Genomic DNA, 16,005 nt, shown 5'->3' on the forward strand with positions numbered 1-16,005 from the left:
GAGTGACCAACGTCTCCGCCCGCGGGCGCCGATCGGCTGGCACATTGGAACGACGTCGGGGGGCGACCACTGCCGGACGATCCGAAGCGAGACACCCATGACCTCGACCAGCGCCAGCCACGTCCGTGCCCGTGCCCGTGTGCGCACCGGTGGACCCCAGGACGGCTCGAAGTGGCTCGAGCACGTCCTCGGTTGGATCCTCGTGGTCGTGGTGGCGATGTTCGTCACCCAGACCGGCCTGCTCTGACCCCCTCGCGAGGCGTTCCGCCGCCCCGCTGGTCCGGACCTTGCGGGCCGCGCTGACCGGCATCGTGGAGTTCGTCCCGGAGTGCCCCGCTCCTGTCGGGGCCGGCACGCCCCCCTCGCCGGTGGCACCGGTTCCGCTCGTCTCCCGTTCCATGATCTTGGACCCGTGACGGGACCGGATTTGTCGTGCATACTCGACCCGCCGCAGCCGCTGATCAGCCATTTCCGTGACCCGGGAAGGCAGCATCGGCTGTGAGAGCACAAGTTCCGGCGACGCCGTCGAACCCGACGCGCGTTGCCGCTGCCCCGACCAGGGAGGAGAGTGCCGTCATGACCGATCGCGCGCCGCAGCCGGTGGACCGAGAGCTGCCCACCGAGGAGTCCCGGGACCTCCTCGCGCTGGTACGAGACATCGCCCAGCGTGAGATCCGGCCCTCGGCCGCCGAGGAGGAAGAGGCCGGCCGCTTCCCGCGCGAGGTCTTCACGCTGCTCTCCGAGGCGGGCCTGCTGGGCCTGCCGTACGGGTCCGAGTTCGGCGGCGGCGACCAGCCGTACGAGGTCTACCTCCAGGTGCTGGAGGAGCTCGCGGCGGCCCGCCTCACGGTCGGCCTCGGCGCCAGCGTCCACACCCTGGCCTGCCACGGCCTGGCCGGCTTCGGCACCAAGGAGCAGCGGGCCGAGTTCCTGCCCGCCATGCTCGGCGGCGGCCTGCTGGGCGCCTACTGCCTGTCCGAGCCGTCCTCCGGCTCCGACGCCGCCTCCCTGACCACCAAGGCCGTCCGCGACGGCGACGACTGGGTGATCACCGGCACCAAGGCGTGGATCACCCACGGCGGGGTGGCCGACTTCTACACCGTGCTGGCCCGCAGCGGCGGCGAGGGCCCCCGCGGCATCACCGCCTTCCTGGTGCCGGGCGACGCGGAGGGCCTCAGTGCCGCCGTCCCCGAGAAGAAGATGGGCATGAAGGGCTCGCCCACCGCCCAGCTGCACTTCGACGGGGTCCGCGTACCCGACGGCCGACGGCTGGGCGAGGAGGGCCAGGGCTTCACCATCGCCCTCGCCGCCCTCGACTCGGGCCGGCTGGGCATCGCGGCCTGCGCGATCGGAGTGGCCCAGGCCGCGCTCGACGAGGCCCTGTCCTACGCGACCGGGCGCAAGCAGTTCGGACGTCCGATCGCGGACTTCCAGGGCCTGCGCTTCATGCTCGCCGACATGGCCACCCGCATCGAGGCCGGCCGGGCGCTGTACCTGGCCGCGGCGCGGCTGCGGGACGCGGGCAAGCCGTTCTCGCGGCAGGCCGCGATGGCCAAGCTCTTCTGCACCGACGCGGCGATGAGCGTGACCATCGACGCGGTGCAGGTCCTCGGCGGCTACGGCTACACGGCCGACTTCCCGGTCGAGCGCCTGATGCGCGAGGCCAAGGTGCTCCAGATCGTCGAGGGCACCAACCAGATCCAGCGCATGGTCATCGCCCGGCACCTGGCCGGTCCCGAGAGCCGCTGACGCACGCACCCCGCGCCGGTCTCCCCGCCGTGACCGGCCCCGTACGGCCCCGCCCTCCCGGCGGGGCCGTACGCGTTCGGGGTGGGCGCGCGGCCGGGGTCGTGGGCCCTGCCCCGTCGAGCGCCGCGGCGACCCGCCGGCACGGGACCCACCCCTTGCCGGCCGTGCACCACGTCCTGCGGCGTCACTTCCCGGGGACCTGACGGCCCTCCGCCGAGCCGAAGCCCAGCCAGGTGTGCCGGTTGCCGGCCCAGCACCAGCCCACCTTGGGGGCGTCGCGCCGCTCGCGGCCGTCCCGCCCGGTGCCGTTGCTGATCCAGATCGCCGGGGTGCGGGTGTCGAGCGCACCGTTCGCCTTGCGCAGCCGGGACCCGATGGTCATGAAGCAGTGGTTGCGGTCCAGGACGGCGGGCTGCTGCAGCACCCAGTGGATGCCCTCGGTGAGCAGGAGCGGGGTGCGGGTCCGGGCCGTGAGCGCGGGCAGCGCCTCGTCCGGGCTCCAGTCCGCCATGTCGTCGCCGCGGTCGAGGCCGGTCACGACGTAGAGCGCGGAGTCGGGCAGCGGGATCGTGTCGAGCGGGGCGAAGGCGTCGACGTCGGTCATGTCGGTGACGACGAACCCGGGCCGGCCCGACCGGCGCAGCAGCGGCGCGAGGACGGAGGCCGGGACCCGGTCCGGGTGTACGGCGAGCAGCGCGCCGCCCGCGCCGCCCGCGAGCCGGTCGGCGGCCTCGGCGAAGACGCGCACCTCGGCGGCGGGCAGCCCCGCCCGCTCGTGCACGCCCAGCTCGATCAGCCGCTCGGCCTGCGCGCTCGGGGCCGGGAGCGCGGGAGGAGCGCTGGAGGCGGGGGAGGGGGCGGAAGCGGGGGAGGCGGCGGAGCCGGCGGATCCGGCGGAGGTGGCGTCCATGGTCTCGGGCAACGGTGCTCCCTGGGGGTCGCGGAGAGGACGGACCCACCGGAAACGCCGCGGACCGCCCGGACGTTCCCGGGCCGCCGGCGGCCTCGCGCAGCCGCCGGCCGCGCCCTAGGCCGTCTCTTCCGGATCTTGCCTGACCCGCGCCGCCCGGCCCCGCACCTCGCTGCGCTGTCGAGGCACCCGAGTACGCCCAGTACACGGGAGCCTCTCCGCCTTGCGATGTACGGCACCGGACGACGCGGGCTTGACCGGCAAGATCCGAAAGAGACGACCTAGCGCGGCTGCCCGCCGCCCGGCCAGACGGGGGACGAGGTGAGTCGGGCCCACTCCGGGTCGCGGCTGCCCGGCAGGGTGCGTCCGTCCGCCGTCCAGCGGGCCAGCAGCGCCCGGTAGATCGGGGGGTCGGCGGGGCGCGGCGGGGCGGCCGTGCGCGGAACCGATTCTTCGTATCCCGGGGGCGTCGGCCGGCGGCGCCGCCCGGTGCTGGGCTCGGAGTGAAGCATCGTCATGACCGGCCAACGCGGCGCCCGCCACCCAGGTAACACCCCGGGGCGGGCGCCCATAGGTTCGACCCGTCCCCGCGCGGGGACGGGTGCGGGCGGCGGCCCCACGGATCCGGCAGGGGGATTTCTGTCAGCGGGTGACACGAGTATGGTCGCGCGCAACGGATCTGACGTACCGTCATATCTGCTCGCCCGCCCGCCCCCAGGAGGTGCCGCCGTGCCCGCGGACCGACCCGTCGCCCTTGACGAGTACCCGATCCACCAGGTGCCGCTGTCGATGAAGCACGTCGCCACCGGCGACCGCAACGCCTACGACCGCTGCATCTTCCACGTCTTCGACCACGTCGGCCGGGCCGTGCTCATCCTCGGCCTCGGCGTCTACCCCAACACCGGCGTGATCGACGCCTACGCCACCCTGCGCCTCGGGGACGACCTCCTCGCGGTCCGCGCCTCCGACGCCCTCGGCGACGACCGCCTGGACCTCTCCACCGGCCCGCTGCGCATCACCGTGGACGAGCCCCTCAAGCGGTTCACCCTGAGCTGCGAGGCCGATCCCGCGGACCCCGACGGCCTCTCGTACGAGATCGCCTGGACCGCGGACTTCCCGGCCGTCTGGGAGCCCCACCACGTCCAGCGGCGCGGCGACCGGCTCATGCTGGAAGGCCGCCGCTTCGTGCAGGCCGGCTCGGCCACCGGCTGGATACGGGCCCGGGGCGCGGAGATCCGGCTGGCCGCGGGGGAGTGGACCGGCACCCGCGACCGCAGCTGGGGCGTCCGGCCCGTCCCCGGTGAGGACGGCGGCCGCGCCGCCGAGGAGCACCGGCCCGAGGGCTTCCACTGGCTCTGGATCCCGGCCCGCTTCGAGGACCGCTTCGTGATGGTCATCGCCCAGGAGGACGCCGACGGCCACCGCGCGCTCAGCGAGGCCCTGCTGGTGCACCCGGAGGGCGGCGGGCGGGGCGACGTGCAGCTCGGCTGGCCGCACACCGACATCACCTACCGCCCCGGCACCCGCCACCCCGAGCGTGCCGTGGTCCACCTGACGGACCCCGCCCGCAAGCCCCTCGAACTCGGGGTGGAGATCCTGGCCTCCTCGCCGCTGGCGGTCGGCGCCGGCTACCCGCCCGCCGCCGACTGGCAGCACGGCAGCTGGCAGGGCCGCGGCTGGACCGACCGGCGCACCTACGACCTGTCCGACCCCTCGGCCCACCCCGTGGCGGCCTTCGGCGTCACCGACCACTCGGCCCGCTTCACCCTCGAAGGACAGGTCGGCTACGGGATCTTCGAGCACGGCAGCTTCGGCCGCCACGACCCGAGCGGCTTCACGGGCTACGACTCCGTGGCCCCCTGACCGGCCCGCCACCCCCCACCGAGGCGCCACTCCCACCCCGCCGTCACCAGCTGAGGGGAACCACCGCATGGCAACCGCCCCCCGCCCCCGCACCTCCACGCGCGAGCCCGAGGAGCTCGGCCGCCGACTGGAGGCCTGGCTCGGCCGGCACCTGCCCGGCGCCCGGGTCACCGACATCGGCGTACCCGGCTCCAACGGCATGTCCAGCGAGACCCTGCTCTTCGCCGTCGACCACCCCGACGCCCCGGTGCGCTCCTGCGCACTCCGGCTGGCCGCGGACCCCGCCGCCTACACGGTCTTCCCGACCTACGACATGGCCCGCCAGTACCGGGTCATGAGCCTGGTGGCCCGGCACACCGACCTCCCGGTGCCCACGGTGCGCTGGCTGGAGGAGGACCCGGAGCCGCTCGGGGCGCCGTTCTTCGTGATGGACCGCGCCGAGGGCCGGGTCCCGCCGGACGTGATGCCGTACACCTACGAGGGCAACTGGCTGCACTCCGCCACCGATGCCGAACGCGCCCGCCTCCAGGAGGCGAGCCTCTCCGTCCTCGCCCGGCTGCACGACCGGTTCCCCGCCGAGGCGGCCCAGTTCCTGCTGCCCGAGGGCACCGGCAGCCCCCTGCGCCGGCACGTCGAGGCCCAACGCGCCTACTACGCCTGGGTGGTGAGGGGGCTCGCCCGCTCCCCGCTCATCGAGCGGGCCTTCGACCGGCTCGACGCGCTCTGGCCCGCCGACGAGGGGCCGGCCGTGCTGTGCTGGGGCGACGCCCGCATCGGCAACATCGTCTACGACGGCTTCGAGCCCGCCGCCGTCCTCGACTGGGAGATGGCGGCGTACGCCCCCCGGGAGGTCGACCTGGGCTGGACCGTGTACCTGCACCGGTTCTTCCAGGACCTGACCGTGTCCTTCGGCCAGACGGGACTGCCGGACTTCCTGCGCCGCGAGGACATCGAGTCGCGGTACGCCGAACTCACCGGCCACACCCCGCGCGCCATGGAGTTCCACACGCTGTACGCCGCCCTGCGGCACGCGATCGTCATGCTGCGGATCGCGTACCGGCAGGCGTACTTCGGCGAGGTCGAGCTGCCCGCGGACCCCGACGGCCTCATCCTCCACCACGCGAGTCTGGCCGCCATGGTGGACGGCACCTACTGGTGAGCGCGCGGCGGGCCGGGGGCCGCGCCCCGGCCCCGAACCGACCGCCGCTCAGGCCGCCTTGACGTGCTGCCGGTGCTGCGGCGGCAGCTGCATCCTGACGGGCCGCGAGCCGGGACCGCCCACGTGCGAGAACGGCTGGTTGCGCCAGTCGAGGCCCTGCGGCAGGGACAGCAGGACGACGGGCTCCAGCTCCTCGGCGCCGGTGGCGTCGGCGGGCTCCGCCTCCGCGGCGGGGCGGCCGGTGCCGCGGCACACCGTGAGCCCGAACGGGTTCCACGGCGTCAGGCAGAGCGCGTGCTCCGGCAGGAACTCCTCGTCGGCGACGAGCGCGATGGCCTGCCCGCAGTCGGGGCAGGTCGCGTGGTGGATCTCGAAGGAATCAAAGTCCGGTTCGTCGTCCTCGACGAGGTCGTCGATATCGAGGGGCTCCGGCTCGGTGCGACCGGCGCGCTTGGTGTTCGGCATGGATGTACTCCCCCTTGGGTGGGCCGGGCAGACGGTTCGGGCCTCGGCCACAGCAAGCACTTCCCGCCACCGCGCACGAGTAACCGCGACACCCCGGCGTACGCCTACATACCCCTGTGGTATTGGTCACATGCCCGGCGCAGGTGCCACTTCGGGGCCGTCGCCACTGTGCCCGGGGGGTCCCGGGGACATAGGTTGGGCCGCTATGAGCGCAATGGAGGAGCTGGACCGTCAGATCGTGGAGCTGCTCGTCAGAGACGGGCGGATGAGCTACACGGACCTCGGCAAGGCCACCGGCCTGTCGACGTCGGCGGTCCACCAACGAGTACGCCGCCTGGAGCAGCGCGGTGTCATCCGCGGGTACGCGGCCGTCGTGGACCCGGAGGCCGTCGGGCTGCCCCTGACGGCGTTCATTTCGGTCAAGCCCTTCGACCCCAGCGCCCCCGACGACATCGCGGAGCGACTGGCCGGAGTGCCCGAGATCGAGGCCTGCCACAGCGTGGCCGGCGACGAGAACTACATCCTCAAGGTGCGCGTGGCGACCCCGCTCGAACTCGAGGACCTGCTGGGCCGGATCCGCCACCTGGCCGGGGTGTCGAGCCGGACCACCGTCGTGCTGTCGACGCCCTACGAAGCGCGCCCGCCCCGCATCTGACGCGAACCGGCGCGAACCGGGCCCCCGACGTCCTCGCCGCCCCACGAAGGCGCGAGACTGTTCCGCATGACCCAGCGCGCCACCACCCCCGCGGACACCCCCGCCGACGCACCCCACCGCACCGTCCTGCTGCGCAGGGGCGAGGTGCACAGCCCCGCCGACCCGTTCGCCACCGCGATGGTCGTCGAGCGCGGCCACATCGCCTGGGTGGGCTCCGAGGGCGCCGCGGACGCCTTCGCCGACGCGGCCGACGAGATCGTCGACCTCGACGGCGCGCTGGTCACCCCCGCGTTCACCGACGCCCACGTGCACACCACCGCCACCGGACTCGCCCTGACCGGGCTCGACCTGTCCGACGCCCCCACCCTCGGCCGGGCCCTGGAGCTCGTACGCGCGTACGCGGACCGGCGGCCCGGCGACCGGGTCCTGCTCGGCCACGGCTGGGACGCCGCCCGCTGGCCCGAGCGCCGGGCCCCGCGCCGCGACGAGCTGGACGCCGCCACCGGCGGCCGCCCGCTCTACCTCAGCCGCATCGACGTGCACTCCGCCGTGGCCACCACCGCCCTGCTGGACCTCGTCCCCAGCGTCCGCGACCGGGACGGCTACGAGGACGGCGAGCCGCTGACCCGGGACGCCCACCACGCCGTCCGGGACGCCGCGTTCGCCGCCGTCACCCCGGCCCAGCGCACCGAGGCGCAGCGGGCCGCCCTGGCCCGGGCCGCCTCCCTCGGCATCGGCTCGGTCCACGAGTGCGGCGGCCCCACCATCTCCTCGCCCGAGGACTTCACCGCCCTGCTGGAGCTGGCCGCCGCCGAGCCCGGGGTCCGCGTCCACGGCTACTGGGCCGAGCGGGACGTCGCGCGCGCCCGCGAGCTGGGCGCCGTCGGCGCGGCCGGCGACCTCTTCGTCGACGGGGCGATCGGCTCCCACACCGCCTGCCTGCACGACCCGTACCTCGACGCCCCGCACACCGGCACGGCCTACCTGTCCGCCGCCGACGTGGCCGCGCACGTGGCCGCCTGCACCGAGGCCGGGCTCCAGGCCGGCTTCCACGCCATCGGCGACGCGGCCGTCACCGCCGTGGTCGACGGGATGCGGGCCGCCGCCGAGAAGCTCGGCACCGCCCGGATCCGGGCCGCCCGGCACCGCGTCGAGCACGCGGAGATGATGACCCCCGAGACCATCGCCGCCTTCGCGGAGCTGGGCCTGACCGCCTCGGTGCAGCCGGCCTTCGACGCGTACTGGGGCGGCGAGGAGGGCATGTACGCCGAGCGCCTGGGCGCCGACCGGGCCCGCACCCTCAACCCGTACGCGGCCCTGCTGCGCGCCGGCGTGCCGCTGGCCTTCGGCTCGGACGCCCCGGTGACCCCGCTCGACCCGTGGGGCACCGTGCGGGCGGCCGCGTTCCACCGCACCCCCGAGCACCGGGTCTCCGTACGGGCCGCCTTCACCGCGCACACCCGCGGCGGCTGGCGCGCCCTCGGCCGCGACGACGCCGGCGTCCTGGTGCCCGGGGCCCCGGCCGACTACGCGGTCTGGCGCACCGACGAACTCGTCGTGCAGGCCCCCGACGACCGGGTCGCCCGCTGGTCCACGGACCCGCGCTCGGGCACCCCCGGCCTGCCCGACCTCACCCCCGGCCGGGAGCTGCCGGAGTGCCTGGCGACCGTGGTGGGCGGCCGGACGGTCTACGTACGCCCGCAGGAGTGATCCCGGTACGGGCCGCTGCGCCGAACGACGTGCGCCCCGCCCGGGCGCTGCCTGCCCGGGCCTCCGCGCTGACCAGGTGCTTCGCGGAGATCCGCAGGTCAGAGGCGTGTTGACAGCGACTGCCGGTGCGTGGGTAGGTTCTGCCCGGTCCACCACAGGACGTCCGGACCGGTAGAACCCGCACGTTCAGCGCACCCGGGCCTCGGGGGCGAGGGAAGGTTTCGCCGGGCCGGCGGTGCGACCCGGGTGGGGCCCGGTCGTCCAGTAGACAACGGTCACGGCCGCCCGCAGCCGGTGGGGAGCCGGACCGGCCCGAAGGACTCCGGGCCCCGATCCGCTCCGCCGCCACCACGTCTCGCTAAGGTGGGACTGCTGTGAACGGACGCGATAAGGGGTATCAGTGAGCGACGGCGGTGTGGGGGTCCCCCCGGGCGGAGCCCGGGAGAGGCAGTACGGGCCGCTCGGCACGACCCTGGTGATCATCCCGACCTACAACGAGGCGGAGAACATCAGGCCGATCGTCTCCCGGGTCCGCGCGGCAGTCCCCGAGGCGCACGTCCTCGTCGCGGACGACAACAGCCCCGACGGCACGGGCAAGATCGCGGACGAGCTCGCGGCCGAGGACGACCACGTCCAGGTGCTGCACCGCAAGGGCAAGGAGGGCCTCGGGGCCGCCTACCTGGCCGGCTTCCGCTGGGGCCTGGAGCAGGGCTACGGCGTGCTGGTGGAGATGGACGCCGACGGCTCCCACCAGCCCGAGGAACTGCCCCGCCTGCTGACCGCGCTCAAGGGCGCGGACCTGGTCCTGGGCTCGCGCTGGGTGCCCGGCGGCCGGGTGGTCAACTGGCCCGCGCACCGCAAGCTCCTCTCGCGCGGCGGCAGCACGTACTCCCGCCTGATGCTCGACGTCCCGATCCGGGACGTGACCGGCGGCTACCGGGCGTTCCGCCGCGAGACGCTGGAGGGTCTGGGCCTCGACCGGGTCGCCTCGCAGGGCTACTGCTTCCAGGTCGACCTCGCGCGGCGGTCGGTGGAGGCCGGCTTCCACGTGGTGGAGGTGCCGATCACGTTCGTCGAGCGCGAGTTCGGCGACAGCAAGATGAGCCGCGACATCGTGGTCGAGGCCCTGTGGCGCGTCACCGCCTGGGGTCTGACCACCCGGGCGGGCAAGCTGCTCGGCCGCTCCTCCGGCCCCGGGCACCGCTGACCCTCCCGACCGGCCTTTATCCCGCTCCGGCGGCGCCCCGGGCACACTGGAGTGCATGATGAGCGGCATTTCCTCCCCGACGGCCCCCAAGCGGTCCCGGGCCCGTACGTTCCTGCCCCTCGCGGTCGCCGCGTGGGCGGTGCTGGAGATCTGGCTGCTGACCCTGGTCGCCCGGGCCGCCGGCGGCTTCACCGTGTTCGCGCTGCTCGCGGGCGGGGTGGTGCTGGGCGCGGTGGTCATCAAGCGGGCCGGCCGGCGGGCGTTCAACAACCTCCGGGACGGCGTCCGGGCCGCCCAGGCGGGCCCCGGCGGCGCCCCGGCCGCCCCGGGCAGGAGTGGCGGCAGCGGCAACGCCATGACGATGCTCGGCGGCCTGCTGCTGATGGTGCCCGGCCTGCTCTCCGACGTCGCCGGGCTGCTGTGCCTGGTTCCGGGCGTCCGCGAGCGGATCGCGAAGCTGCTCGGCCGGGCCTTCCAGCGCCGGCTGGCCACGGCCGCCCCGGGCGGCTTCGGCAGCGCGTACCAGCAGGCCCGGATCCACTACCCCGACGGCAAGGTCGTCCAGGGTGAGGTCGTCCGCGAGGACGCGCCCGCAGGACCCGGTGCGGCCGGCCCGTTCGAGCCCCCGCGGCCGCCGCTGACCCCCTGACCCCCTGCCCCGAGCGCGACGGAAACGGCGCCGGGCCGCCCCGAACGGGGGCGGCCCGGCGCCGTTCCGCATGTGCGCGGAGGGGTGTGCGGGTCAGGCCGTGCGAGCACGACGAGCCGAGGGCCGTGCCACCGGAAGTGGTACGGCCCTCGGCTCGTGATGTGCTTCGTACGCGGTTAGGCGGACTTGCGGCTGTCCCGCGGGTGCACAGCGATGTTCATGGCTCCGGAGCGAAGCACGGCCAGCCGTTCGGCCAGCACCTCTTCCAGCTCCTCGCGGGTACGCCGCTCCATGAGCATGTCCCAGTGCGTTCGCGCGGGCTTGCCCTTCTTCTCCTCGGGCCCGTCGCCGTCCACCAGGAGTGCCTGGGCGCCACACGCCTTGCACTCCCACTCCGGCGGAATCTCCGCCTCAACCGAGAACGGCATCTCAAATCGATGTCCGTTCTGGCATGCGTACTCCACCGCCTGGCGCGGGGCCAGATCGATGCCACGGTCCGTCTCGTAGCTGGTAACCACGAGGCGCGTGCCGCGGAGAGCTCGCTCACTCATGAATCGTGCCTCCCGGGCTTGTCGCCCACAGGACAGGTGTCGCTGTCGTCGTCATCCGGTCAACGTCCGGTCGGCGGTATAGATTCCCGCTCCGGGTCGTGCGTCGCCCGTCGTGCCGCCCCTTGTTGTACCCACCAATGCCCGTTTTGTCACATCTGGCAGCAGATGTCACCCAACGTTTTCTCTCTATGAGCACGCAGTAACGGTCCGCCTGGCAGGCCAAAGGCGTACACTACCGGCCTTTGACTTCGACGTCTAAATCCGGTCCGGAACCGGGTTCCCGGCGGCCGCCACGGCCTCGCGCACCGGCACCCGCGCCAGCAGCACGAACCCGAGGGCGAAGAAGAGCACCAGCGAGATGATCGCGTCCCGGTAGCTGCCGGTCACCTGGTACGTCAGGCCGAACACCAGCGGCCCCACCCAGCTCACCCCGCGGTCGCTCATCTCGTACGCCGAGAAGTACTCCGCCTCCTTGCCCGCGGGCACCAGGTGCGAGAAGAGCGAGCGCGACAGGGCCTGGCTGCCGCCCAGCACCAGTCCGATCATCGACGCCAGTATGAAGAACCACACGGGTGCCCCGGCCGGGAGGAAGAACCCGGCCGCCAGGGTCACCGTCCACGCCACCAGGGACCCCAGGATGGTCTTCTTCGCCCCGAACGACACGGCCAGCCGGCCCATGCCCATCGCGCCCGCCACCGCCAGGATCTGGACCAGCAGGACCGCCGTGATCAGCGTGGAGTCCTCCAGCCCCAGCTCCTGCTTGCCGTACACGGAGGCCTGCGAGATCACCGTCTGGATGCCGTCGTTGTAGACCAGGTAGGCCAGCAGGAACGACAGCGTGAGCGGGTGCCGCCGCATGTCCTTCAGCGTGGCGACCAGCTGCTTCCAGCCGGAGCCGGCCGCCGCGTGGCCGGCGCCCGAACGGACCGCCGCCCGGTCCCGCAGCCGGCGCAGCGGGATGATCGCGAACGCGCCCCACCACAGGCCCGCGGAGGCCAGGCAGATGCGCACCGCCGCGTCCTTGGAGATCCCGAAGGACTCGTGCGACTGGAACAGGACCAGGTTCAGGATCAGCACGAAGGCGCCCGCGGTGTAGCCGAAGGCCCAGCCGCGCGAGGAGACGGTGTCCCGCTCCGCCGGCTCGGCGATCTGCGGCAGGTACGAGTTGTAGAGCACCATCGAGACCGACATCGCGGCGTTCGCCACGATCAGCAGGACCCCGCCCAGCAGGTAGCGGTCGCCGCCGAGGAAGAACATCGCCGTGGTCGCGGCCGCGCCGGTGTAGGCGGCCGCCGCGAGCAGCGGCTTCTTGCGGCCCGTACGGTCCGCGGCCGCGCCCACCAGCGGCATCACCAGCACCGCGACGATCACCGAGACCGAGACGGCGTACGCGAAGAACGAGCCGGACCGGACCGGGATCCCCAGCGGGTGGACGTAGCCCCGCGCGTCTGCCGCCGCCTCCGCCATCGTCGTCAGGTACGGGCCGATGAACACCGTCAGCACCGTCGACGAGTAGACCGAGCAGGCGAAGTCGTAGAAGTACCAGCCGTGCTGCTCGCGCTTGCGTTCGGCCGCGCCCGGCACCGGCCCCTCAGCCGCCCGCCCCGCGCCCTGCTCCGTGGTCTCCGCACTCACCGGTGCCCCCTCGTTCCCGTCCGGCACGGGAAGGTGTTACCGGCGGTCCTGGCAGGTCAGGCCCAGGCTCCGCGCTGGTCCAGCACCGTGCGCAAGATGTCGATCCGGTCGGTCATGATGCCATCCACACCCAGGTCGAGGAGAGCCTCCATACGTTGCGGTTCGTTCACGGTCCACACGTGGACCTGCAGGCCCCGCTCGTGGGCCGTGCGCACGAACCGGCGGTCGACCACGCGGATGCCCGCCTGTACCTCCGGGACCTGTGCCGCCACCGCTCCCACGCGCAGCGCCGCCGGGATCGCGTACGAACGCAGCCGCAGGCCGACGACACCCGACATCCCGTACGAGGTGGCCAGTCGCGGCCCGGCCAGCCGCTGCGCCCGGGCCACCCGCCGCTCGGAGAACGAGCCCACGCACACCCGGTCCCACAGGCGCGCCCGCGCGATGTGGTTCACCAGCGGCAGCAGCGCCGACTCGTCCTTGATGTCGATGTTCCAGCGGGCGTCGGGGAACTCCTCGACCAGGTCCTCGAACAGCGGCAGCGGTTCGGTGCCCCCCACGCGCGCCCGGCTCACCTCGCTCCAGGGCAGCTGCGCGATCCGCCCGGTGGCGTCCGTGACCCGGTCGAGGGTGGAGTCGTGGAAGGCGACCAGTTTCCCGTCGGCGGTCGCGTGGACGTCGGTCTCGAAGTACCGGTAGCCCGCGTCGGCGGCGCGCCGGAAGGCGGCGGCGGTGTTCTCCAGCCCGTCCGCCGCCCCGCCCCGGTGGGCGAAGGGGATCGGGGCGGGGTGGTCCAGATACGGATGGCGTACGTGCGTCACGGCGGCAGTATGCACGCCCGCCCGGACCCGGGGCCGACCGGGCGGGGCGCGGGCGGGTGGCCGGACGGTGAACCTTGGCTCCGGCAGGGCCGCCCGGTCCCGTCGACCCGGGGACGCCCGCGGGACCGCCCCCGCCGGAACCCCTCTGGTGCCGCCGGCGGGCCACATGACACCCTGGCCTCCCGGGAAGCGGTCCAAAGCGGCCGCCGGACCCGGACCAGACGGCCAATCCAACGAAGGTGGACCGGACGACATGGCCCAGTGGACCTCCGCCGTCGGCGCGACCCAGCTCGCCCGGCTGATCAGCTCCCAGCAGCCCGTCCCGGCCGCCGGCGGCGCCCGCAGGCCCCCCGCCTACCGCGCCCTGGCGGACGGCATCCGGCTGCTCGTCCTCGAGGGCCGGGTCCCCGTCGCCGCCCGGCTGCCCGCCGAGCGCGAGCTGGCCGCCGCCCTGTCGGTCAGCCGGACCACCGTCGCCGCCGCGTACGAGGCCCTGCGCGGCGAGGGATTCCTGGAGTCCCGCCGCGGCGCCGGCAGCTGGACCTCCGTGCCCGCCGGCAACCCGCTGCCCGCCCGCGGCCTCGAACCGCTGCCGCCCGAGTCCCTGGGCTCCCTCATCGACCTGGGCTGCGCCGCCCTGCCCGCCCCCGAACCCTGGCTGACCCGGGCCGTCCAGGGCGCGCTGGAGGAGCTGCCCCCGTACGCGCACACCCACGGGGACTACCCCGCCGGACTGCCCGCGCTGCGCCGCATGCTTGCCGAGCGCTACACCGCGCGCGGCATCCCCACCATGCCCGAGCAGATCATGGTCACCACCGGGGCGATGGGCGCCATGGACGCCATCTGCCACCTCTTCGCCGGGCGCGGCGAGCGGATCGCCGTCGAGTCGCCCTCGTACGCCAACATCCTCCAGCTGATGCGGGCCGCCGGGGCGCGCCTGGTGCCGGTGGCCATGACCGACGGGCTCGGCGGCTGGGACCTGCCGGTGTGGCGCCAGGTGCTGCGCGACGCAGCGCCGCGGCTGGCGTACGTGGTGGCCGACTTCCACAACCCCACCGGCGCCCTGGCCGACGAGGAGCAGCGGCGCGCCCTCGTCGAGGCGGCCCGCTCCGCGGGCACGGTCCTGGTCGTCGACGAGACGATGATCGAGCTGCACCTCGAGGACGACCTGGAGATGCCCCGCCCGGTCTGCTCCTTCGACCCGGCCGGCAGCAGCGTCATCACCGTCGGCTCCGCCAGCAAGGCCTTCTGGGCCGGCATGCGGATCGGCTGGGTACGGGCTGCCCCCGATGTGATCCGCAGCCTGGTCGCCGCCCGCGCGTACGCCGACCTCGGCACCCCCGTCCTGGAGCAGCTGGCGGTCAACTGGCTCATGCGCACCGGCGGCTGGGAGCAGGCGGTGGAGCTGCGCCGGGCACAGGCCCGCGACAACCGCGACGCCCTCGTGGCGGCGGTCCGCCGGGAGCTGCCGGACTGGGAGTTCGAGGTGCCGCGCGGCGGCCTGACCCTGTGGGCCCGGGCCGGCGGGCTGTCCGGCTCGCGACTGGCCGAGGTGGGGGAGCGGGTCGGGGTCCGGGTGCCGTCCGGGCCGCGGTTCGGTGTCGACGGCGCCTTCGAGGGGTACGTACGGCTGCCGTTCACCGTGGGCGGTCCGGTCGCCGACGAGGCCGCCGCGCGCCTGGCCACGGCCGGCCGGATGCTCGACACGGCCGCCCCGGGCACGGCGGAGGCCCTGCGCACCTTCGTGGCCTGACGGCCTCCGGAACCGCCCACGCGCCGTGGCCGGCCCCGGGAAGGCCGGTCCCGCGGGGCCTTGCCGAGGGGTGCCCGGCGGATCGGGCTCGGACGGCCCCCGGGTGCCGGGCGGGCGGCCGCCCCGGCGTCCTCGCCGCAGGCGGTGGCCGATCCGGTCGGACGGCTCAGATCGTGACCGGGCCGTGGGCGGTGGCGAACTCGACCGAGACCAGGCCCGGTTCCTCGTCCTCGACCCAGGTGACGTCGATCTGGTCGAGGGGGTGGTCGGCCGGTTCGCCGAGGAATTCGGCGATGGAGGCGGCGTCGCCGGCGATGGAGACCCCGTGGATGGTGGTGGGGGTGCGCGGGTCGGCGCTCGGGCGCTCCTCGCTGGGGACCAACCACTGGAGGAAGTAGGGCAGCTGCGGGTCCTCCATCAGTTCCAGCAGGCCGATCTGCTTCCACCTCAGGTCGAACCCGTCGGGGCGGACCCGGTGGCCCTCGGCCGAGGTGCGGCCGAGCCGGGCCTCGACCGGGGCGATGTCGTCGACGGAGACCACCCAACCGAGCCAGCCGCCGCCCTCGGCGGCGCGGCGCGCGACCGCCTGGCCGAAGGGTGCGCGGTCGGCGGCGGGGTGGTCGAGTGTGGTGACGACCTCGACGTAGGTGCCGCCGCTCAGCGGGAGGATGAAGTTGCGGGTGCCGAACCTCGGGTGCACGCCCCCGTCGACGAACCCGGCTCCGAGGGCCGATCCGATCCACTGGACGGTCGAGACGAAGCTGTCGCGGGCCACCGCATAGGACACGTGATCAAGTCGCACGTCGCCATCATCACCCCACGGCCCGCACAAGTCCCGACGCCACGCCCGCCGCCCCGGCCGCGTCCGCCGTGGATCC

Annotated in this window: 16 protein-coding genes; 9 read left to right on the forward strand and 7 right to left on the reverse strand. The window is 74.3% G+C overall.

What is annotated here, in order from left to right; all coding sequences use genetic code 11:
* Positions 1-97: 97 nt before the first annotated feature.
* Positions 98-247 carry an SCO1431 family membrane protein gene (locus tag ACIQCH_RS23740; protein WP_402583875.1) on the forward strand — a complete coding sequence of 50 codons (150 nt, stop codon included), beginning with the start codon at positions 98-100 and terminating at the stop codon, positions 245-247.
* Between the two features lie 329 nt (positions 248-576).
* Entirely contained in the window at positions 577-1,749 is a 1,173-nt protein-coding gene (locus ACIQCH_RS23745; protein WP_402583877.1) for an acyl-CoA dehydrogenase family protein, read from the forward strand.
* A gap of 184 nt (positions 1,750-1,933) precedes the next feature.
* Here the strand turns inward: ACIQCH_RS23745 and ACIQCH_RS23750 are convergent, their stop codons facing one another.
* Positions 1,934-2,671, reverse strand: coding sequence for a DUF5701 family protein (locus ACIQCH_RS23750; protein WP_402583879.1), 738 nt, complete (start codon positions 2,669-2,671; stop codon positions 1,934-1,936).
* Between the two features lie 269 nt (positions 2,672-2,940).
* A complete protein-coding gene (locus ACIQCH_RS23755; RefSeq protein WP_402583881.1) occupies positions 2,941-3,177 on the reverse strand; it encodes a hypothetical protein in 237 nt (78 codons plus the stop codon).
* Positions 3,178-3,448: 271 nt separating this feature from the next.
* On the opposite strand from ACIQCH_RS23755, the gene ACIQCH_RS23760 reads away from it, so the two are divergent.
* Complete coding sequence (locus ACIQCH_RS23760; RefSeq protein WP_402583929.1) at positions 3,449-4,522, forward strand: hypothetical protein; 1,074 nt, start codon at positions 3,449-3,451, stop codon at positions 4,520-4,522.
* A 67-nt stretch (positions 4,523-4,589) separates the two neighbouring features.
* Positions 4,590-5,681, forward strand: coding sequence for a phosphotransferase family protein (locus ACIQCH_RS23765; protein WP_402583883.1), 1,092 nt, complete (start codon positions 4,590-4,592; stop codon positions 5,679-5,681).
* A 48-nt stretch (positions 5,682-5,729) separates the two neighbouring features.
* Here the strand turns inward: ACIQCH_RS23765 and ACIQCH_RS23770 are convergent, their stop codons facing one another.
* Positions 5,730-6,146 carry a hypothetical protein gene (locus ACIQCH_RS23770; protein ID WP_402583885.1) on the reverse strand — a complete coding sequence of 139 codons (417 nt, stop codon included), beginning with the start codon at positions 6,144-6,146 and terminating at the stop codon, positions 5,730-5,732.
* Positions 6,147-6,360: 214 nt separating this feature from the next.
* Between ACIQCH_RS23770 and ACIQCH_RS23775 the strand changes: the two genes are divergently transcribed.
* From ACIQCH_RS23775 to fxsA, 4 genes are all read left to right on the forward strand, one after another.
* Positions 6,361-6,801, forward strand: a complete 441-nt coding sequence (locus tag ACIQCH_RS23775; protein ID WP_030199054.1) for an Lrp/AsnC family transcriptional regulator — start codon at positions 6,361-6,363, stop codon at positions 6,799-6,801.
* A gap of 66 nt (positions 6,802-6,867) precedes the next feature.
* Complete coding sequence (locus tag ACIQCH_RS23780; RefSeq protein WP_402583887.1) at positions 6,868-8,511, forward strand: amidohydrolase; 1,644 nt, start codon at positions 6,868-6,870, stop codon at positions 8,509-8,511.
* A gap of 400 nt (positions 8,512-8,911) precedes the next feature.
* Positions 8,912-9,718: a polyprenol monophosphomannose synthase gene (locus ACIQCH_RS23785; protein WP_402583889.1), complete on the forward strand. Its 807-nt coding sequence runs from the start codon at positions 8,912-8,914 to the stop codon at positions 9,716-9,718.
* Positions 9,719-9,773: 55 nt separating this feature from the next.
* The gene (gene fxsA / locus ACIQCH_RS23790) at positions 9,774-10,367 is read left to right on the forward strand and encodes an FxsA family membrane protein (protein WP_402583891.1); all 594 of its coding nucleotides are present in this window, start codon (positions 9,774-9,776) and stop codon (positions 10,365-10,367) included.
* A gap of 176 nt (positions 10,368-10,543) precedes the next feature.
* On the opposite strand, the gene ACIQCH_RS23795 is transcribed toward fxsA, so the two are convergent.
* From ACIQCH_RS23795 to ACIQCH_RS23805, 3 genes are all read right to left on the reverse strand, one after another.
* Complete coding sequence (locus tag ACIQCH_RS23795) at positions 10,544-10,918, reverse strand: RNA polymerase-binding protein RbpA (RefSeq protein ID WP_003959706.1); 375 nt, start codon at positions 10,916-10,918, stop codon at positions 10,544-10,546.
* A 255-nt stretch (positions 10,919-11,173) separates the two neighbouring features.
* Positions 11,174-12,553: an MFS transporter gene (locus ACIQCH_RS23800; protein WP_402583893.1), complete on the reverse strand. Its 1,380-nt coding sequence runs from the start codon at positions 12,551-12,553 to the stop codon at positions 11,174-11,176.
* A 56-nt stretch (positions 12,554-12,609) separates the two neighbouring features.
* Positions 12,610-13,374 (reverse strand): glycerophosphodiester phosphodiesterase, encoded by a 765-nt coding sequence (locus tag ACIQCH_RS23805; RefSeq protein WP_402583895.1) that lies wholly within the window; start codon positions 13,372-13,374, stop codon positions 12,610-12,612.
* Between the two features lie 253 nt (positions 13,375-13,627).
* Between ACIQCH_RS23805 and ACIQCH_RS23810 the strand changes: the two genes are divergently transcribed.
* Positions 13,628-15,127 (forward strand): PLP-dependent aminotransferase family protein, encoded by a 1,500-nt coding sequence (locus ACIQCH_RS23810; protein WP_402583897.1) that lies wholly within the window; start codon positions 13,628-13,630, stop codon positions 15,125-15,127.
* A gap of 166 nt (positions 15,128-15,293) precedes the next feature.
* Here ACIQCH_RS23810 and ACIQCH_RS23815 read toward each other — a convergent pair whose 3' ends face one another.
* Positions 15,294-15,929 carry a VOC family protein gene (locus tag ACIQCH_RS23815; protein ID WP_402583899.1) on the reverse strand — a complete coding sequence of 212 codons (636 nt, stop codon included), beginning with the start codon at positions 15,927-15,929 and terminating at the stop codon, positions 15,294-15,296.
* Between the last annotated feature and the right edge of the window lie 76 nt (positions 15,930-16,005).

This window comes from Streptomyces sp. NPDC093225, assembly GCF_044753805.1.
Taxonomy (GTDB): Bacteria; Actinomycetota; Actinomycetes; order Streptomycetales; family Streptomycetaceae; genus Streptomyces.